Raw genomic sequence first — 17,021 nt, 5'->3', positions numbered from 1 at the left:
CGCGCCGTCATGGCCTGGGATATGATGAGAGCCATTCTCATTTGAGGCCGGTCGATGCCGTCCCCGTCGTCGTTTGCCCTGCCCGAGCCCGCTTTCGCGGCGGCCGCCGTCCCGACCCGCGAAGCGCTGCTGGACGTCGCTGCGCGCCTGTTCGTCGAGCGTGGCACCGAGCGCGTCGCCCTGGCCGACATCGCCGCCGGCGCCGGCCTGGAACTGCGCGTGCTGCGCGACCACTTCGCCAGCCGCGAGCATCTGCTGCTGGCCTTGCAGCAGCGTTTCGTCGAGGGCTTTCGCGTCCGTCTTCACGACGCCATGGACCGCTGCCGACCCAACGATTGGCCGGCACGCCTGCGCGCCTGGGTGCAGAGCGCGGTCGAGGGCTACCTCGACCAGGTCGCGCTGCACGATGTCGTCTTCCACGACCTGCGCACCCACGACCGCCATGCGATGCAGGAGAACCCGGTCATCGATCAGCTGGTCGAACTGCTCGAAGGCGGCATCGCGGCGCGGGTCTGGGCCGCGCCGGACCCGCGCCTGACCGCGGTGATCTTCTTCACCGCGATGCACAGCGCGGTCGACCGGGTCATCGCCTGCGGCGAGCCGCAGGACCGGCAACGCCTGGTGCAGACCCTGATCGGCTACTTCGAGCGCTCGGTGCAATGGTGGGCGCGCTTCTGAACCCGCAGCGCGTCGTCGCGATCAGGCGGCGCGGGCGGTCATGAGCTCGGCGATGGCATCGCGATGGACGTGGTCGATCGCGTCGAGGAACTCCGCACCGATCATGCTGCGCGCCTCCTCGAGGGCCTCCAGCGCGGCCTGCACGCGTCCGCTGCGGTACAGCGCCTGACCCAGCAGCAAGGCCGCCAACGGCGCCTGGTGGTGCCGGCACCAGTCGCGGGCCTCGCGGGCCGCGGCGATGCAGGCTTCGTCTTGACCGAGCCGGTAGTGGGCGTCGGCGATGCCGCTGCGCAGCCAGTAGCGGATCTCGTCGTCGTGCATGCCGGTATCGGCCAAGGCGATGGCCTGTGCCCAACGCTGGGCGGCCTGGCGGTAATCGCCGCCGGCCTGGTGGCCGATGGCCTGGTTGGCGAGGTCGAGGACCTGGGACTCGACGTCGTCGAGGGCGTTCATTTCCATATGCATATCGGTTCCTTCCCGGCCGCCGTCATTGGCGGCCTGCGCATGGGTTAACGCACTGCGCCGGAAAAAGGGGTCACCGCTGGGCGCCGATCCCTTCGGTGCCGATCATTGCAGATGAAACGAATGTTCGAAGTGGCCGGCGTCCGCCGCGGGTTCTTCGCGCGGGGCCCGGCTGCGGCCGCGCCACTCGCCGGGCTGGTGCCAGGGAATGCGCATGACGAAGCGCGCGCCGCCCAACGGCGAGCTCTCGATGTGGATCTCGCCGCCGTGGCGGTCGATCACCTGGCGCACGATGCTGAGGCCGAGCCCGAAGCCGCCGGTGGCGCGGTCGCGGCTGCGGTCGAGGCGATAGAACGGTTCGAACACGCGCAGGCGGTCCTCCGGCGGGATGCCGACGCCATCGTCCTCGACCACCAACTGCCAGCCGTGCTCGACCGCTTCGGCGCCGACCCGGATGGTGCCGTCGGCATAGCGCAGGGCGTTGCGCATGAGGTTGGAGAAGGCGCGGCCGAGGCTGCGCGGTTCGACCACGACCTCCTTCAGGGCCGGGGCGAGCTCCCACTCGATATGGGTGCTGCGGATGCGCAGCTCCTCGGCCGATACGCCGGTCGAGGCGCGCAGGAACGCGGACAAGTCGATGCGCTCCAGCGCCGGCATCGGGCCGCTGCGTTCGAGCATGCCCAGGGTCAGCAGTTCGCCGACCAGCAGGTCGAGTTCTTCGACGTCGCAGCGCAAGGCGTGCACGCGCGCGCGCGCGACCCGATCGTCGAGGGTGTCGCCGAGGTTGGCCAGGCCGAACTCCAGGCGGGTGATCGGCGTGCGCAGTTCGTGCGAGGCGGCGTTGACCATGTCGCGCTGCGACTGGATCAGGCAGCCGATCTGGTCGGCCATGTTGTTGAAGTAGACGCATAGCTGGCGGATCGACGAGCCGCCCGGCAGGCGCGCGCGGGCGTTGAGGTCGCCGTCGCCGAAGCGCGCGGCGGCGTCGCGCAGCCGCTCCAGGTCGCGCCAATGCGGCTGCAGCCAGATCATCAGGCCGACCAGCACCATCGCGAACACGGTGGCGTAGGCGATGTAGCGGATCGGGAAATCGCTTTCGTCGTAGCTGATCTGGACCACGTCGCCGTGGTCGAGACGGACATAGACGTGGTGATGCTCGGTGCTGACGTGGTCGCTGGCGGTGCCGGAGGCGGCCAGTTCGGCCAGCACCCGCGCCGGCAGGCGCAGCGCCATCGCCGGCGACAGCACGCTGTAGCGGTCCGGGTTGCTGCGGTTGAGCGCGGCGATGCGCTCGGGCAATTCGCCGATGCCGACGCCGCGCAGGTGCTCGCGCAGCAGCGCCAGCTCGCCGCTGAATTCGTGCCGCGCCGATTGCGAGTACTGGTCCGGAAACAGATACGGAAAGGCTTGCTGCACCAACAGCATCGAGCACAACAGCAGGCCGGCCACGGTCAGGTACAGCCGCACCAGCATCGCGAACATTCAGTCCTCCCAGGCGATTGGACTGAACAGGTAACCGCGGCCCCATACGGTCTTGATCTTGCGCGGCTCGTGGGCGTCGTCGCCGAAATGCCGGCGCAGGCGCGAGATGCTGACGTCGACGGTGCGGTCGACGCCGTCGAAGCCGATCCCGCGCCAGCGCCGCAGCAACTCGTCGCGATTGAGCACACGGCCGGCGGCCTGGGCCAGGATCACGAACAGGTTGTAGTCGGCGGTCTTGAGGTCGATCTCCTGGCCTTTCCAGCGCACCTGGCGCGCGGTCATGTCGATCTGCAGGCCGCCGTACAGCAGCATCGAGGAGCCGTTGGGCTGCGGCCGCGCCTGGCTGCGGCGCAGGATGGCGCGCAGTCGCGCCAGCAGCAGCCGCGGTTCGACCGGCTTGAGTACGTAGTCGTCGGCGCCGACCTCCAGGCCGGTAACCTGATCGAACAGATCGCCGCGCGCGGTCAGCATCACGATCGGCAAGCTCGATTGCTTGCGGATCTGGCGGCAGACGTCGAAGCCGTCCATGCCGGGCAGCATCAGGTCGAGCACGATCACGTCGGGTGGATCGTCCTCGATCGCGGTCAGCGCCTGGTCCCCGCGCAATACCACCGAGGTTTGAAAGTCGTAGCGTTGCAGGTATTCGGATATCAGCCCGGCCAGTCGGGCGTCGTCCTCTATCAGCAGGACTTTATTCATGGCCACCTCATGCGAGCCGGCATGGTAGCGCCGGCGGGTGGTGCTCGTCGGGACCGTACAAATAAACACATCCGGGTATCGAAGCCGGGGTCGGGCGGCGCGCGCGGCGGGCGCCGCGGCGGCGGACTGGCGCGCGCGTTCGCAACCGGGTCGGGCGAAGGACGTTCGTTTCGGAAACGCAGCGGTGAGGGCATCGAAGGCGGCGCAGTAAGTGGGCTTGCTGACAGTGATGCCGCGATCGTGCGCAGGGTTGCAAGCGCGATGCGCGGGCGGCGTGGGCGGCGACGCGATGGCGCGGCGACCTTGCACGACAGCGTAATGGCGGTTGCTGTACGCAGAGACAAGGCGAAACCGATGGACGGATCGCAAGAGCGTACCAGCGGCGCATCGAGGACCGCTGCGATACGCGCGACGGCGGCATTGCGCCGCCGTCGTAGTCGAGACACGAGCCTGGCGATGGCCAGGCATGAACTTCATCGTTGTCGTCGCAACGCGCTGGCGCGGCCACGATTGATGACAAACGTCATACGGATGCGACGCAGATTTCGCTGCGATCAGAGCGTCGCCCAGAGCTGCCGCGCTTCGTGCGCGATCACTTCCGGAAACTCTTCCGGGTAGAACAGTTTCGCGCCCTCGATGAAGCGGATGCCGCGTGAGTTCGGGAACAAGCGGTCGAGGTAATGCGGGCTGGCCGGCGAGAAGATCGTGTCGCCGGTGCCCCAGACGATCCGTACCGGTTGCGTGCAGCGCTTCAGTGCCGCCTCGATACCGGCGAGCGGGTTCGGGTCCAGCCCCATCGCATAGGCGTCGGTGAGCTGCGTGCGTTGCGGCGTGCTGACCAGCGGGGTGAAGTAGGTCTCGATCGCTTCGTCGCTCGGATGATCGGGATAGGTGAAGCACTGTACGCCGATGCCCTTTTCCGAACGGGCGAAGGCATGGTCGGCCAGCTGCGGCGGAAACGTTTCCAGTGCGAAGCGGCCGCGGCGTGCGGCTTCGATCACCGGCACCACCGCGGCCGGCGGGCTGTCGTTCTCGACGTCGCAGTTGGTCAGCAGCATGCTGCGCACGCGCTGCGGATACTTGACCAGGAACATCTGCGCGACCGCGCCGCCGCTGTCGTTGGCGATCAGGTCGACGCTGTCGACGCCGAGCCGGTCGAGCAAGGTCGCGAGCATGTCGACCTGCGCGTCCGGCGCCACGCTCTGACCTTCTGCGACCCGCGTATAGCCCAGGCCCATGAAGTCGGCGGCGATGCAGCGGCGGTACGGCGCCAGATAGGCCATCGCGCCGCGCCACTGGAAGCTGTTGAGCGGGAAGCCGTGCAGGAACAGGGCCGCCGGCCCCTGGCCGCGCTCGACGTAGGCGATCTCGCCGAACGAGGTCGCGACGAACCGACGCGCGGCGTGGAACGCGGCCGCGTTCCAGGCTGCGGCATCGGCCGCGGTCGCGGTCGCGCCGGACAGGCCGGTGGCGCAAGCGCCGAGCAGGCCGACGCTGGCCGCGCCGACGCCGAGTTGGATGAAGGTTCTGCGGTTCATTTCGTCTCCCAGGCCCGGACGGGCGTTTCGATGGGAGGCGATGATCGATATCGGCGGTCATGCCGGCAATGACGTCGCAGGTGCAATCTGCATGACCTGCGAGGTCATGGTTTTGATCGAAGCCGGCTCCTATCATGGCCGCATGAACATGGCCCTCGCTACGAATCCGAACACCGGCCCGCGCAACCAGTGCGTCGGCGCGCTGCTGCGCGAGTGGCGCGCGGTGCGGCGCTGGAGCCAACTGGACCTGGCCCTGGACGCGGGCGTGTCGGCCCGTCATCTGAGCTATGTGGAGACCGGCAAGTCGCAGCCGAGCCGGGAGATGATCGTCAAGCTCGCCGACGCCCTCGACATGCCGCTGCGAGAACGCAATGTCCTGCTAGTCGCGGCCGGTTTCGCGCCGAAGTACCCCGAGACCGCGTTGGCGACGCCCGAGTTCGCCCAGATCCGGCGGGCGATCGAATTCATCCTCAAACAGCAGGAGCCGTATCCGGCGTTCCTGTTGAACCGGCATTGGGACGTGTTGATGGCCAACGAGGCCGCGGTGCGCACCAATGCCTTCGTCATGCGCGGCCGCCCGAACCGCCACGCCAACATGATCCGGCAGATCTTCGATCCCGAGGATCTGCGCCCGGCAGTCGCGAACTGGGAGGAGGTGGCCGGCGAACTGATCCGCCATCTGCATACCGCCGTCGCCGCGACGCCGGGCGACAGCGCGGCTCGCGCCTTGCTCGACGAAGTCATGGCCTATCCGGGCGTGCCGTGCCATTGGCGCCGGCGCCAGTTCGATGCGGCGCCGTCGCCGCTGCTGACCACGATCCTGCGCCGCGACGAACACGAGCTGCGCTTCTTCTCCACCATCACCACCTTCGGTACCCCGCGCGACGTGACCGTCGACGAATTGCACGTGGAGTGCTGCTTCCCGATGGACGAGGCCACCGCGCAGCTGTGCCGCGCGCTGCAGGACGGTTCGCTCGGGGCCTGAGCCGGCGCGCCGGTCGCGGCGAACGGCCCGGCCGCTGCGGTAGCGATTTAAGGCAACCAAATGGTTGCATTTGGCCGCGGGCGGGACTAGCCTTCGGGTCGGAGGTACGACCATGAACGCATCCACCGATCGCATCGAGAAGCAGATCCTGCTCAAGGCGCCGCGCTCGCGGGTCTGGCAGGCCTTGGCCGACGCCGAGTCCTTCGGCGAATGGTTCGGCGTCCGCCTCGAAGGCCAGCGCTTCGTGCCCGGGCAGATCACCCAGGGCTACATCACGTATCCGGGCTACGAGCATCTGCTGATGCAGGTCGAAGTCCAGCGCGTCGAGCCCGAACGCCTGCTGTCCTTCCATTGGCATCCCTATGCGGTCGATGCCGAGGTCGACTACTCGCATGAAGCGCCGACCCTGGTCGAGTTCACTCTCGAAGAGGTCGACGGCGGCACCTTGTTGCGCGTGGTCGAGTCCGGTTTCGACCGCGTGCCGGCCTCGCGCCGCGACGAAGCCTTCCGCATGAACAGCGGCGGCTGGGACGAACAGATGAAGAACATCGAGCGCTATGTCGGCTAAGCCGGGAGCGGCTAAGCCGGGAGCGGCGAACCGGGCGGCGTTGAAGGCGCCGGCGTTGCGCAAATCGGCTTTGTTCAAGTCAGCACGGGTCTTCGCTGCGCTCAGCGACGAGACCCGGTTGCGCCTGGTCGTGGCTTTGTGCGCGGGCGGTGCGATGTCGATTGCGCAACTCACCGGCGGCACCGACATCAGCCGCCAGGCGGTGACCAAACATCTGCAGGTGCTCGCCGAGGCCGGGCTGGTGCGCGACCTCAAGGCAGGGCGCGAACGCCTGTGGGAGTTCGAGCCCGCGCAACTGGACGAGGCGCGGCGCTCGCTCGATGCGATCTCGCAGCAGTGGGACCAGGCCTTGCTGCGGCTTAAATCCTTCGTCGAAGACTGAAACTGGACGCAGCCGACGCTCGCCGGAGCAACGCCGGCGGCATCGGTCATCGCTCCATCAGATCGCGCAGCGGCAGCCCGTGCTCGCGGCAGTACTGCTCGTACTCGGCACGTTGGGTCTCGGCGGTGGCGCGCATCCGCACCACGCCGCCGGGGCCGAGGAATTCGACCGCGCCCATGACCACGACCAGGGCGATCATCGGTTCGTCGCCGACGATCTTCCACCAGTCGGTATTGCCCGGCGGCTCATAGACATAATCGCCCGGGCCGATCAGCTCGCCGGTGCACAGCAGCCGACTGCCGCAGAGGTTGTAGGCATGGATCTCGCCGGTGTGGCGGTGCAGCGGCATGACCACCCCCGGGTCCATGCGCAGCAGTTCGACGAAGCCTTGGTCGTCGGCGAGAAAGCGCAGCGGCTTGGCGGCCTTGCCCGGGGTCGAGGACGGAATCCACGGCAGGTCGGCGCTGGCGCTGAAACGCGCGGGCAGGTAGTCGTGCAGGGCATCGAGTCCGTGCGACATCGGGTATTCCTCGGAAGATAGGGAAGGCAGCCAGGCGCGGCCGGTTCAGCCGGCGACCGCGGCGAGGAAGCGATCGAAAGACTCGTCGACCGCCTGGCGGCCGCCGCCGACGATGTTGCGGCCCCAGGTGTAGCCGTAGACGTCCTCGAATGCGTAGCCGGCGACGCGTTCGCGCATCGCCCGCACGTCGCTCGGCTTCATCGGGATGTAGTTCGGATAGCTGTACATGAAAGTCACGTGGCGGCGGTCGAACACCACCTGCAGCGCATCGCCCGGGAACAGCGCGCCGCCGCCGCGCGGGCCGCGCTTCCAGTGCAGCGCGGTGCTGCCGGGGAAGTGGCCGCCGCAGCGGATCAGAGTGACGTCCTCGGAGAGTTTGTGTTCGTCGCCGCTCCAGTAGCGGATGCGTTCGGACGGGCGCTGCACCCATTCGCGATCGGCCTCGTGGATCAGGATCGGCACGCCGCCGAGCGCTTCGCTCCACTCGACCATCGAGGCGTAGAAATGCGGATGCGAGATCGCGATCAGGTCGACGCCGCCGCGCGCCTCGAGTTCGGCCACCGCTTCGTCGGTGACCAGGGCCAGGCATTCCCACAGGATGTTGCCGGCGTCGGTCTGCAGATACAGCACGCGTTGGTCGATCGCGAACGCCGGCGCCAGGCCGATGCCGAGCAGGCCGGCATCGTCTTCGAGCCGCAGCGTATGACCTTGCGCCAGCGCTTCGTGGGTGGTCCAGCGCTGCCCTTGCCAGCCGACGTATTGGCGATCGTCTTCGCAGATCGGGCAATGCGCCGGCACGCCGGCATGAGGGGCGAATTGGGTGCCGCAGGTTTCGCAGATCGGCAGAGACATGGCGGGCCTCATGGAGATGGGCTGTACAGGCGCGACGAGTCAGGACTTCGCGCTCGTCGCGCCCTGGTTGAACAGGACTTTTCGCGCTTGCTCCGACAGCACCGGCGCCTTCGTGTACGGGTCGTCGATGCCGGCGTAGACGCGCTGGGTGGCCGGTCGTGCGGCGATGCTCTGGAACCAACGCTGCAGGTGCGGGGTCGCGGCGAGGTCCTGGCCGAGCCCGGTGTGCGGCACGATCCACGGGTAGCAAGCGATGTCGGCGATCGAATAGGTGTCGCCGCCGAGATAGGCGCGATCGGCGAGGCGGCGGTCGAGCACGCCATACAGGCGCTTCACTTCCTGGGTGTAGCGCTCGATCGCATACGGCAGCGGCTCGGGCGCATAGACGCGGAAGTGCCCGGCCTGGCCGGCCATCGGGCCGAGCCCGGCCATCTGCCAGAACAGCCACTGGGTGACTTCGAGACGGGCGCGGGCGTCCTCGGGCAGCAGCAGGCCGGTCTTCTCGGCGAGATAGAGCAAGATCGCGCCCGACTCGAACACCGCCACCGGTTCACCGCCGTCGCGCGGGGCGTGGTCGACGATCGCCGGGATCTTGTTGTTCGGCGAGATCGCCAGGAACTCGGGGGCGAACTGTTCGCCGGCCGAAAGCTGCACCGGCACGATCCGGTGGGCCAGGCCGGACTCTTCGAGGAACAGGCGCAGCTTCAGGCCGTTGGGGGTCGGGCTGTAATAGAGGTCGATCATCGGGAGGGGCTCGTCGGGGAGGGGCGGTGCGGCGGCGTCGTGCCGCTTCCATGGACTCAGCTTAGGAGTACTCTGGCGCCCTGGATGAGCCAAAACGGTGATATTTCATGGGTCCAGTTTTCCCGTTTCCGCTTGCACTGCCGGACCGCGGCCAGGGCACCCTGACCCAGGAACTGCACCAGCAGCTGCGCTCGGCGATCCTCGACGGCCGCCTCGCCGCCGGTGCGCCGCTGCCGGCGACGCGCCAGGTCGCCAGCGAGCTCGGCGTCGCCCGCAACACCGTCGTCACCGCCTACGACCTGCTGATCGCCGAAGGCTATGCGTTGCCGCGCAAGGGGGCGAAGACGGTGGTGGCCGACGTCGCCGGACGTCGCGAACGGCGCGCACCCTCGCATCTGGAGCAGGGGCTGGAAGACCCGCGCCTGAACCCGTTGTGGCGCACGCCGTTCATGCGTCCCTCGCCGCCACGCAGCCTGCCGGAGCGTTGCTTCCGTCTCGGTATTCCCGACCACCGCCATTTCCCGCACGACGTCTGGCGGCGGTTGTCCGCGCAGAGCCTGCGCGAATGGTCGAAGACCCATTTCAGCTATCCGCCGTCGGAAGGCATCCCGGCCCTGCGCGAGGCGATCGCCCAGCACGTCGCGTTCGCGCGTGCGGTCGCCTGCGCGGCCGACGACGTCATCGTCACTTCCGGCGCGCAGCAGGCCTTCGACCTGCTCGCCCGCTTGCTGGTGACGCCGGGAGTGACCCAGGTTGCGGTCGAAGAGCCGGGCTATCCGCCGGTGCGCGCGGCCTTCGCCGCCGCCGGCGCGCGCCTGGTGCCGATGCCGGTCGACGACGAAGGCCTGTGCGTCGATCGCCTGCCCGAGGACGTGCGCGTCATCAGCGTCACGCCCTCGCACCAATCGCCGACCGGCGTGGCTTTGTCGCTGCGCCGGCGCAAGGCGCTGCTGGAGTTCGCCCGTCAGCATCATGCGGTGGTGATCGAAGACGACTACGACGGCGAGTTCCGCTTCGGCGGACGCCCGCTCGACGCGCTGCAAACCCTGGATCGCGACGCCCTGGTGTTCTACGTCGGCACCTTCTCCAAGAGCCTGTTCCCGTCGCTGCGCAAGGGCTTCGTGGTGGCGCCGGCATGGGCGCGCGATGCCTTGATCACGGTCAAGCAATGCGCCGATTCGCATTGCGACACGATCACCCAATCGGTGCTCGCGGCCTTCATCCGCGACGGTCATCTGGCCCGGCACGTACGGCGCATGCGCGCGATCTACGGCGAGCGCCGCGACGCCCTGCTCGACGGCCTGCGCCGCGAACTGCATCCGTGGCTGGAGCCGATTCCGTCGGAAGCTGGGTTGCACCTGGCCGCGCGCATCCGCGACCCCGGGCTGGCGCCGGCGATCCTCACGCGCATGCTGCGCCACCTGCCCGGTGCGCAGTCGGTCGGCGACTATGCGATCAGCGCCTTGGAAAGGCCGGCGCTGACCTTCGGTTACGGCGTCATCGATGCCGACGAGATCGCCCCGGCCTTGAAGCGTTTCCGCCGATCGCTGGAGGAGCTCGGCGGCGCCTAGCTCCGGCTCAGGCGCGAGCCACCGGAATGAAGCAGCGCGGCTTCATCCGGCCGAAGTCGGTCCTGCGTTCGCTGCGCACGCGCGGATTCGGGTCGAGCACGCAGCCGCCTTCGTGCGAGTGCAGATAGACCACCCAGTGCCAGCTGCCCTCGCGGCGGTTGGGATTGATGCCGGCGATGCCGCTGCGATCGAGCGCATCCCATCGCGCCAGGCGGCGTTCCGGCCCGGCGCGCAGGCCGAGCAGCTTGAGCATGCGCCGCAGCTGCCTGGCATCGCTGAAGTAGGCGTTGCGGATCGTGCGGGTTTTGCCGACCCGGCCGACGACCTGGTCGCGCGGGCCGACGCCGAGCCGACGCGCCAGCACCCGCGCCTGCGCGTAGCCGATGCCGCCGAGCATCGCCACGCAGGCCAGGCCGCAGCCGGTGGCGTCTTCCTGGATCTTTCTTCGGATCACGGGCAGTCCGGGGCGGTCGGCGTCGCCTCACTGTAGTGGCGTGCAGGCCGCGGGCGCGAGCAGGGTCGTCGGGGTGAACCTTCGTCCGGATCGCGGGTCGAAGCCCCGGTCGCCGCCCTCGGCCCGGCGCCGGTTTTGCGATCTGGGACCCTGGTCCTGATGGAATGTGCGCCCGGATCAGGCCGATAGTGGCGTTTCGCCGCACCGGTTCAGGCGGCCGACGGCGCCGTGGGCGGATAGTCGAGTGCCCGGGCCCCAGGCTGAATGGGGCCGGCGGCCAGTTCGCTTTAATAAGTTATTAATTGCAAAGGGTATGTTGATGACCGCGCCGCCGTTTCATCGGTCCGGCGTTCCGCCGCCCGGGCCGGTCAAGGCCCGGGCGCCCGTTCCAGTACCGCAACACTGTGGAACTTTCCCCACCTTTAGCAGTCATATATCGCGACTGCTAAGATGACCCCCATGACCTCTATCGCCCAATCCACTGCTCTAGTCGCCAACAACCTGCCTGTGCCCAGCGCGCTCGGTTCGCTGGACGCGTATATCGGCGCCGTGCACCAGATCCCGGTGCTCAGCGTGGAAAACGAGCAGGCGCTGGCGCGCCGCTTCCGTGAAGGGGAAGACCTCGACGCGGCCCGTGAACTCGTCCACTCGCACCTGCGCTTCGTCGTCCACGTGGCCCGCGGCTACAACGGCTACGGTCTGCAGATCGGCGACCTGATCCAGGAAGGCAACATCGGCCTGATGAAGGCGGTCAAGCGTTTCGACCCCGACCAGGGCGTCCGCCTGGTTTCGTTCGCGGTCCATTGGATCCGCGCCGAGATGCACGAGTTCATCCTCAAGAACTGGCGCATCGTCAAGGTCGCCACGACCAAGGCGCAGCGCAAGCTGTTCTTCAACCTGCGCAAGAGCAAGACGCGCCTGGGCTGGATGAACGCCGAGGAAGTGCGCCTGGTCGCCAAGGACCTCAACGTCTCCGAGCGCGAAGTGCTGGAGATGGAATCGCGCCTGTCGGGTCGCGACATCGGTTTCGATGCGCCTTCGGACGAGGACGACGATCATGCGCCGCCGTCGCCGGCCGCGTACCTGCGCGCGAGCGATGAAGATCCGTCGCAGTCGTACGAGCGCGAGGACGAGGAAGACAACCAGCTCGGCCTGCTGCGCGAAGGCCTCGCCGGCCTGGATGCGCGTTCGCGCGACATCATCAAGCGTCGCTGGCTCGATGCCGACAGCAAGATCACCTTGCAGGAACTGGCCGACGAGTACGGCGTCAGCGCCGAGCGCATCCGCCAGATCGAGGCCAACGCCCTGAAGAAGATGCGCGGCCTGTTCGTCGCCTGACCGGCGGCACGCAAGATCGGCAACGACGGCCCGGGAAACCGGGCCGTTGGTTTTTGTGGGGACGGCGCAGTCCGCGCGCCGGCGAGGCGCAGCGCAAGAAGCGGATATCGCCGTCGGCGCGCGGCGTCTAGTTTGTGGCCCTGTCTTCCAGGAGCCGCACCATGTCCCGCTATCGCATCGCCGGCCTGTCGCCGGAACCCTTCGCCACCCTCGGCGCGCTCGACGACGCCAGCCTGCGTGCCCACGGCATGCGCCGCATCGTCGCCGACTCGCCGAACGGCTACCCCTGCCGGATCAGCCTGGCCGACGCCACGCCCGGCGATTCGGTGTTGTTGCTGACCTTCGAGCATCACCCTTGCGACGGCCCGTACCGCTCCAGCGGCCCGATCTACGTACGCGAGGGCGCCACCGCGGCCTCGTACGACGACGCGCTGCCGGCGTTCCTGCGCACCCGCACCTTGTCCTTGCGCGCCTACGACGCCGACGGTTGGATGCGGGGCGCGCGAGTGGCCGCCGGCGCCGAAGCCGACGCAGCGCTGGCGGAACTGCTCGACGATCCGGACACGACCGAAGTGCACGCGCATAACGCCCGCACCGGTTGTTTCATGTGCCGGATCGATCGCCTCTGAGGCGACCTTGCGGACAGCCGCCGAGTCCGCAGCAAACACGAAGGGCGCCGCAAGGCGCCCTTCGTCGTCGTGGTTGCCGACTGCCGTGATGCGCGCATCGCGGCGCGTGCATGCGTTCAAGGCGGAGGTGCGGCAGCGTCGGTGCGAGCGGGCTCGCCGGTGCCGAAGATGATGCGGGCGTGGCGTTGGTAGGTGAAGTAGGCCCACGACCAGTTGAGCATCACGATCAGGCGGTTGCGGAAGCCGATCAGGAAGAACACGTGCGCGGCGAGCCAAAACACCCAGGCGATGAAGCCGGAGAACTTGAAACCGCGCAGGTCGACGACCGCGGCGCGGCGGCCGATGGTGGCGAGATTGCCGAAGTCGACGTAACGGAAGGGCTCGACCGCGCGATGGCCGAGGCGCGCGCGTATCGCGGATGCGACGTAGGCGCCCATCTGCTTGGCGCCCGGCGCGACCCCGGGCACGGGCTGGCCGTTGGCTTGCTTGACGCTGGCCAGGTCGCCGGCGACGAAGATCTCCGGATGCCCGGGCACGCTGAGGTCGGGTTCGACCAGGACGCGGCCGGCGCGGTCGCGCGGCGCGTCGAGCAGGGCGCCGAGCGGGGAGGCGGCTACGCCGGCCGCCCACAACACCGTGCGCGCCGGCACGAACTCGGCGCCGAGTTGGTAGCCGCGCGCGTCGATCGCGGCGACCGGGGTGCCGGTGGCGACTTCGACCCCGAGCCGTTGCAACTGCGCGCGGGCTTTTTCCGACAGCGACTCGGGAAAGTTGGCGAGCACGCGCGGGCCAGCCTCGATCAAACGCACGCGTGCCTGCGCCGGGTCGATGCGACGGAACTCGCGGCGCAGGGTCTTGCGCGAGATCTCGGCCAGGGTGCCGGCGAGTTCGACCCCGGTCGGGCCGCCGCCGACCACGGCGAAGTGCAGCCAGGCCGAGCGCTCTTCCTCGGTTTCGGCGGCTTCGGCGCGTTCGAAGGCGAGCAGGACGCGGCGGCGGATGTGCAGGGCGTCGTCGAGCGTCTTCAAGCCCGGCGCATCGTCGGCCCACTCATCGTGGCCGAAGTAGGCGTGGGTCGCGCCGCTGGCGAGCAGCAGGTAGTCGTAATCGATGACGTCGCCGTCGGCGAGGCGCACCTGGCGCGCGTCGGCGGCGATGCCGGTGACTTCGCCGAGGCGCACTTCGACATTCTTCTGTTTGCGCAGAATATGGCGCAGCGGCGCGGCGATGTCGGGCGCCGACAGGCCGGCGGTCGCGACCTGGTATAGCAGGGGCTGGAACAGATGATGGTTGCGACGGTCGATCAGGGTGATGCGCACCTCGGCCGAAGCCAGGGCGCGCGTCGCCCACAGACCGCCGAACCCGCCGCCGACGATGACGACGTGCTTGCGGGAGTCGCTCATGACGATGGAACCTCGATCAGCTGAGATGACGGGTGAGCAGGTCTTCGAGCTTGCGCTGGTCGGCGGCGAAACGGCGGATGCCGTCGGCGAGCTTGTCGGTCGCCATCGCGTCCTCGTTGTGCTGCCAGCGGAATGCGGCCTCGTCGAGCTTCGCATCGGGCGCGGCGCGCTGGCCGTCGTCGTTGAGCGCGCGCGCGACCGTGTCGTGGCCGGCTTCGAGTTCGCCGAGCAACTCCGGCGAGATGGTCAGGCGGTCGCAACCGGCGAGCGCGAGCACTTGCCCGGTGTTGCGGAAGCTCGCGCCCATGACCACGGTGGCGTAGCCGTGGCGCTTGTAGTACTGCCAGATGCGCGCGACCGACTGCACGCCGGGGTCGTCGGCGGGCGTGGCCGGCTTGGGCGTGCCGTTGGCGAGGTGCCAGTCGAGGATGCGGCCCACGAACGGCGAGATCAGGTACACGCCGGCCTCGGCGCAGGCCACGGCCTGGGCGAACGAGAACAGCAAAGTGAGGTTGCAGTGGATGCCTTCGCGTTCGAGCTGTTCGGCGGCGCGGATGCCTTCCCAGGTCGAGGCGATCTTGATCAGCAGGCGCTCGCGGCCGATGCCGGCCTGGCCGTACAGCTCGACGATGCGACGGGCCTGGGCCAGGGTCGCATCGGTATCGAAGCTCAGGCGCGCGTCGACTTCGGTGGAGACGCGGCCGGGGATCAGTTTGAGGATCTCGCCGCCGATCGCGACGGCCAGGCGCAGGCCGGCGTCGTTGACGCGTGCGGCGGTGTCGGGGCCTTGCGCCGCGGCGACCGCGGCTTCGATCAGCGGGGCATACGCCGGCAAGGCCGAGGCCTTGAGCAGCAAGGAGGGGTTGGTGGTCGCATCGAGCGGACGGAAGCGGGCGATGGCTTCGATGTCGCCGGTGTCGGCGACGACGGCGGAGAGTTCGCGCAGTTGTTCGAGCTGGTTGGTCATGGGGGTGGGGTCGTGTCGTGTCGTTAGGGTCCCCGCCATTCTCACTGATCGAGGTTAGCGCGTCATGACCGTGGCGCTGGTTTCGGCGCCGGCGCGTCGTCGAGGCACCGATGACGGGGTTGCGCTAGGCTGGGCCGCGACAGGGCCGGGACCGGTCCGCAGGGGAATCGCATGGCCGCAGAGGAAAAACGCATCGCGCTGCTGATCGACGCCGACAACGCACCGGCGGCGAAGATCGACGTGATCCTGACCGAGGTGGCCAGCTACGGCGTCGCCAACGTGCGCCGCGCCTATGGCGACTGGAAGAGCCCGAACCTCAAGAGCTGGGAAGCGGTGCTGCACGACTACGCGATCCGGCCGATGCAGCAATTCGCCTACAGCAAGGGCAAGAACGCATCCGACATGGCGATGGTCATCGATGCGATGGACATGCTGTATGCGCGCAACCTCGACGGATTCGCGATCGTCTCCAGCGATGCCGATTTCACCCCGCTGGTGATGCGCCTGCTGACCGAAGGCGCCAAGGTCTACGGTTTCGGCGAGCAGAAGACGCCGGAGCCCTTCGTCAACGCTTGCTCGAAGTTCACCTATGTCGAGGCCCTGGCCCAGCCGGTCAGCGTCGACGGCATGCCCGACGACAGCCCGGCGACGCCGGTGCGCAGCGCCAAAGACCTGCGCAGCGATACGCGCCTGGTGCAGATGCTGCGGCGCGCGGTCGATGCCGCCGGCGGCGACGACGGCTGGTCGCGATTGGCGACGATCGGCCAGCAGATCGGCAACCAGGCCTCGTTCGATCCGCGCAACTACGGTTACCGCAAACTCAGCGACCTGATCGAGGCGATGGGCCTGTTCGAGATACGGCGCGACAAATTGACCGTGTGGGTGCGCGGCAAGCCCAAGGGCGGTGCGAAGAAATCGGCGGACAGCAAACCGCCGGCGAGCACGCCGGCGTCCGCTACGGCGCCGGCCAGCAAGCCCGCCGCGGGCAAGCCGCCCGCGAACAAGCCGGCGGCGAGTAAGCCGAAGGTCAAGGCCAAGACCTGACGCCGGCGCGACGCAGCAGGGGTAGGAGCGGCGTAAGCCGCGACCGCGCTGCTTGCCGTGGCGACGTTTCTTACCGCAGAGCGATGAAGCAACATCTACAGCTTCCGTCCGCTAACGCGGCCGGGTTACTTTCTTTTGCTAAGCCCAAAAGTCCGCCTGGATTCCCTTCGGTCAAAAGTAACCAAAGGGAGGGCTCTCCTTGCAAGGGCACAGGCCACGAGTGCGATGCTCGCGCCGGGATTTTTCGATAGGACATCCTTGTCCTATCGAAAAACGGCGCACGTCCTGTGCGCCGCCCTCCGGGTCTACTGTTGACCGGCACAGCGTCAAAGCCAATCGAAATCACGGCAACGGCAACGGCAGATACCTTCTAATGCTCTGCTTGGCCTATGGCCCTGGCCCTGATTTGCCTTCGATTTTGTTGTGGCTGTGCGTCGTCTCGCACTCGCGAAGGCCATAGAAGACCCGGAGGGCGGCCTGCATGGATGCAGGCCGTTTTTCATCGGGACAGGGATGTCCCGTATGAAAAATCCCTGCGTAGGCACCGCTCGTGCGGGCTTGTGATCCAAAACAAAAGCGTTTTTCTTTGGTGACTTTCTTTTGTCGCTTTTGACAAAAGAAAGTTACCCGCCGCTTTAGTGGCGGAAGCTTTGGGTTTGATCTTGATCTTGATCTCGCTTGATTGAGCGACACATCGCAAGAACG

18 protein-coding genes are annotated in these 17,021 nt (G+C 68.0%); 8 read left to right on the top strand and 10 right to left on the bottom strand.

Annotated features, from left to right (window positions below; genetic code table 11):
- The first annotated feature begins 54 nt into the window (after positions 1-54).
- Positions 55-678 (top strand): TetR/AcrR family transcriptional regulator, encoded by a 624-nt coding sequence (locus GLA29479_RS18310; RefSeq protein ID WP_057916281.1) that lies wholly within the window; start codon positions 55-57, stop codon positions 676-678.
- Between the two features lie 21 nt (positions 679-699).
- Here GLA29479_RS18310 and GLA29479_RS18305 read toward each other — a convergent pair whose 3' ends face one another.
- The 4 genes from GLA29479_RS18305 to GLA29479_RS18290 all read right to left on the bottom strand — a co-directional run bounded on the left by GLA29479_RS18305 (position 700) and on the right by GLA29479_RS18290 (position 4,859).
- Positions 700-1,143 (bottom strand): hypothetical protein, encoded by a 444-nt coding sequence (locus GLA29479_RS18305; protein ID WP_144436601.1) that lies wholly within the window; start codon positions 1,141-1,143, stop codon positions 700-702.
- 102 nt (positions 1,144-1,245) lie between these two features.
- Positions 1,246-2,622, bottom strand: coding sequence for an ATP-binding protein (locus GLA29479_RS18300; RefSeq protein WP_057916283.1), 1,377 nt, complete (start codon positions 2,620-2,622; stop codon positions 1,246-1,248).
- Positions 2,623-3,321 carry a response regulator gene (locus GLA29479_RS18295; RefSeq protein WP_057972445.1) on the bottom strand — a complete coding sequence of 233 codons (699 nt, stop codon included), beginning with the start codon at positions 3,319-3,321 and terminating at the stop codon, positions 2,623-2,625.
- A 554-nt stretch (positions 3,322-3,875) separates the two neighbouring features.
- Positions 3,876-4,859, bottom strand: coding sequence for an alpha/beta fold hydrolase (locus tag GLA29479_RS18290; RefSeq protein WP_057916285.1), 984 nt, complete (start codon positions 4,857-4,859; stop codon positions 3,876-3,878).
- Between the two features lie 91 nt (positions 4,860-4,950).
- On the opposite strand from GLA29479_RS18290, the gene GLA29479_RS18285 reads away from it, so the two are divergent.
- From GLA29479_RS18285 to GLA29479_RS18275, 3 genes are all read left to right on the top strand, one after another.
- The gene (locus tag GLA29479_RS18285) at positions 4,951-5,844 is read left to right on the top strand and encodes a helix-turn-helix domain-containing protein (protein ID WP_248842760.1); all 894 of its coding nucleotides are present in this window, start codon (positions 4,951-4,953) and stop codon (positions 5,842-5,844) included.
- A 112-nt stretch (positions 5,845-5,956) separates the two neighbouring features.
- Positions 5,957-6,412, top strand: coding sequence for an SRPBCC family protein (locus GLA29479_RS18280; RefSeq protein WP_057972444.1), 456 nt, complete (start codon positions 5,957-5,959; stop codon positions 6,410-6,412).
- Between the two features lie 70 nt (positions 6,413-6,482).
- Positions 6,483-6,794: an ArsR/SmtB family transcription factor gene (locus GLA29479_RS18275; protein ID WP_248842759.1), complete on the top strand. Its 312-nt coding sequence runs from the start codon at positions 6,483-6,485 to the stop codon at positions 6,792-6,794.
- A 46-nt stretch (positions 6,795-6,840) separates the two neighbouring features.
- Here the strand turns inward: GLA29479_RS18275 and GLA29479_RS18270 are convergent, their stop codons facing one another.
- From GLA29479_RS18270 to GLA29479_RS18260, 3 genes are read right to left on the bottom strand one after another with little or no spacing between them, the layout of a single operon-like run.
- A complete protein-coding gene (locus tag GLA29479_RS18270) occupies positions 6,841-7,314 on the bottom strand; it encodes a cupin domain-containing protein (protein WP_057972442.1) in 474 nt (157 codons plus the stop codon).
- 45 nt (positions 7,315-7,359) lie between these two features.
- A complete protein-coding gene (locus tag GLA29479_RS18265) occupies positions 7,360-8,166 on the bottom strand; it encodes an MBL fold metallo-hydrolase (RefSeq protein WP_057972441.1) in 807 nt (268 codons plus the stop codon).
- A gap of 39 nt (positions 8,167-8,205) precedes the next feature.
- Entirely contained in the window at positions 8,206-8,910 is a 705-nt protein-coding gene (locus GLA29479_RS18260) for a glutathione binding-like protein (protein ID WP_057972440.1), read from the bottom strand.
- Between the two features lie 107 nt (positions 8,911-9,017).
- Between GLA29479_RS18260 and pdxR the strand changes: the two genes are divergently transcribed.
- Positions 9,018-10,481 carry a MocR-like pyridoxine biosynthesis transcription factor PdxR gene (pdxR, locus tag GLA29479_RS18255; RefSeq protein ID WP_057972439.1) on the top strand — a complete coding sequence of 488 codons (1,464 nt, stop codon included), beginning with the start codon at positions 9,018-9,020 and terminating at the stop codon, positions 10,479-10,481.
- 7 nt (positions 10,482-10,488) lie between these two features.
- Here pdxR and GLA29479_RS18250 read toward each other — a convergent pair whose 3' ends face one another.
- On the bottom strand, positions 10,489-10,935 hold the full coding sequence (locus GLA29479_RS18250) for a hypothetical protein (RefSeq protein ID WP_144436600.1): 447 nt from the start codon (positions 10,933-10,935) through the stop codon (positions 10,489-10,491).
- Positions 10,936-11,394: 459 nt separating this feature from the next.
- Between GLA29479_RS18250 and rpoH the strand changes: the two genes are divergently transcribed.
- The gene (gene rpoH, locus GLA29479_RS18245) at positions 11,395-12,273 is read left to right on the top strand and encodes an RNA polymerase sigma factor RpoH (protein ID WP_031373242.1); all 879 of its coding nucleotides are present in this window, start codon (positions 11,395-11,397) and stop codon (positions 12,271-12,273) included.
- Between the two features lie 161 nt (positions 12,274-12,434).
- Positions 12,435-12,902 carry a DUF1203 domain-containing protein gene (locus GLA29479_RS18240; protein WP_057972437.1) on the top strand — a complete coding sequence of 156 codons (468 nt, stop codon included), beginning with the start codon at positions 12,435-12,437 and terminating at the stop codon, positions 12,900-12,902.
- Positions 12,903-13,018: 116 nt separating this feature from the next.
- Here the strand turns inward: GLA29479_RS18240 and GLA29479_RS18235 are convergent, their stop codons facing one another.
- Positions 13,019-14,305 carry an NAD(P)/FAD-dependent oxidoreductase gene (locus tag GLA29479_RS18235; RefSeq protein ID WP_057972436.1) on the bottom strand — a complete coding sequence of 429 codons (1,287 nt, stop codon included), beginning with the start codon at positions 14,303-14,305 and terminating at the stop codon, positions 13,019-13,021.
- A gap of 16 nt (positions 14,306-14,321) precedes the next feature.
- The gene (gene tal / locus GLA29479_RS18230) at positions 14,322-15,272 is read right to left on the bottom strand and encodes a transaldolase (RefSeq protein ID WP_057972435.1); all 951 of its coding nucleotides are present in this window, start codon (positions 15,270-15,272) and stop codon (positions 14,322-14,324) included.
- Between the two features lie 171 nt (positions 15,273-15,443).
- Between tal and GLA29479_RS18225 the strand changes: the two genes are divergently transcribed.
- The gene (locus GLA29479_RS18225; protein ID WP_057972434.1) at positions 15,444-16,316 is read left to right on the top strand and encodes an NYN domain-containing protein; all 873 of its coding nucleotides are present in this window, start codon (positions 15,444-15,446) and stop codon (positions 16,314-16,316) included.
- Positions 16,317-17,021 lie beyond the last annotated feature (705 nt).

This window comes from Lysobacter antibioticus, assembly GCF_001442535.1.
GTDB classification, from domain to species: Bacteria; Pseudomonadota; Gammaproteobacteria; order Xanthomonadales; family Xanthomonadaceae; genus Lysobacter; species Lysobacter antibioticus.
This window is presented reverse-complemented; position numbering and strand designations above follow the sequence as displayed.

Coding starts and splice junctions, on each gene's coding strand:
- GLA29479_RS18310 (WP_057916281.1), top strand. CDS start 55: ATGCCGTCCCCGTCGTCGTTTGCCCTGCCCGAGCCCGCTTTCGCGGCG.
- GLA29479_RS18305 (WP_144436601.1), bottom strand. CDS start 1,143: ATGCATATGGAAATGAACGCCCTCGACGACGTCGAGTCCCAGGTCCTC.
- GLA29479_RS18300 (WP_057916283.1), bottom strand. CDS start 2,622: ATGTTCGCGATGCTGGTGCGGCTGTACCTGACCGTGGCCGGCCTGCTG.
- GLA29479_RS18295 (WP_057972445.1), bottom strand. CDS start 3,321: ATGAATAAAGTCCTGCTGATAGAGGACGACGCCCGACTGGCCGGGCTG.
- GLA29479_RS18290 (WP_057916285.1), bottom strand. CDS start 4,859: ATGAACCGCAGAACCTTCATCCAACTCGGCGTCGGCGCGGCCAGCGTC.
- GLA29479_RS18285 (WP_248842760.1), top strand. CDS start 4,951: ATGACCTGCGAGGTCATGGTTTTGATCGAAGCCGGCTCCTATCATGGC.
- GLA29479_RS18280 (WP_057972444.1), top strand. CDS start 5,957: ATGAACGCATCCACCGATCGCATCGAGAAGCAGATCCTGCTCAAGGCG.
- GLA29479_RS18270 (WP_057972442.1), bottom strand. CDS start 7,314: ATGTCGCACGGACTCGATGCCCTGCACGACTACCTGCCCGCGCGTTTC.
- GLA29479_RS18265 (WP_057972441.1), bottom strand. CDS start 8,166: ATGTCTCTGCCGATCTGCGAAACCTGCGGCACCCAATTCGCCCCTCAT.
- GLA29479_RS18260 (WP_057972440.1), bottom strand. CDS start 8,910: ATGATCGACCTCTATTACAGCCCGACCCCCAACGGCCTGAAGCTGCGC.
- pdxR (WP_057972439.1), top strand. CDS start 9,018: ATGGGTCCAGTTTTCCCGTTTCCGCTTGCACTGCCGGACCGCGGCCAG.
- rpoH (WP_031373242.1), top strand. CDS start 11,395: ATGACCTCTATCGCCCAATCCACTGCTCTAGTCGCCAACAACCTGCCT.
- GLA29479_RS18240 (WP_057972437.1), top strand. CDS start 12,435: ATGTCCCGCTATCGCATCGCCGGCCTGTCGCCGGAACCCTTCGCCACC.
- GLA29479_RS18235 (WP_057972436.1), bottom strand. CDS start 14,305: ATGAGCGACTCCCGCAAGCACGTCGTCATCGTCGGCGGCGGGTTCGGC.
- tal (WP_057972435.1), bottom strand. CDS start 15,272: ATGACCAACCAGCTCGAACAACTGCGCGAACTCTCCGCCGTCGTCGCC.
- GLA29479_RS18225 (WP_057972434.1), top strand. CDS start 15,444: ATGGCCGCAGAGGAAAAACGCATCGCGCTGCTGATCGACGCCGACAAC.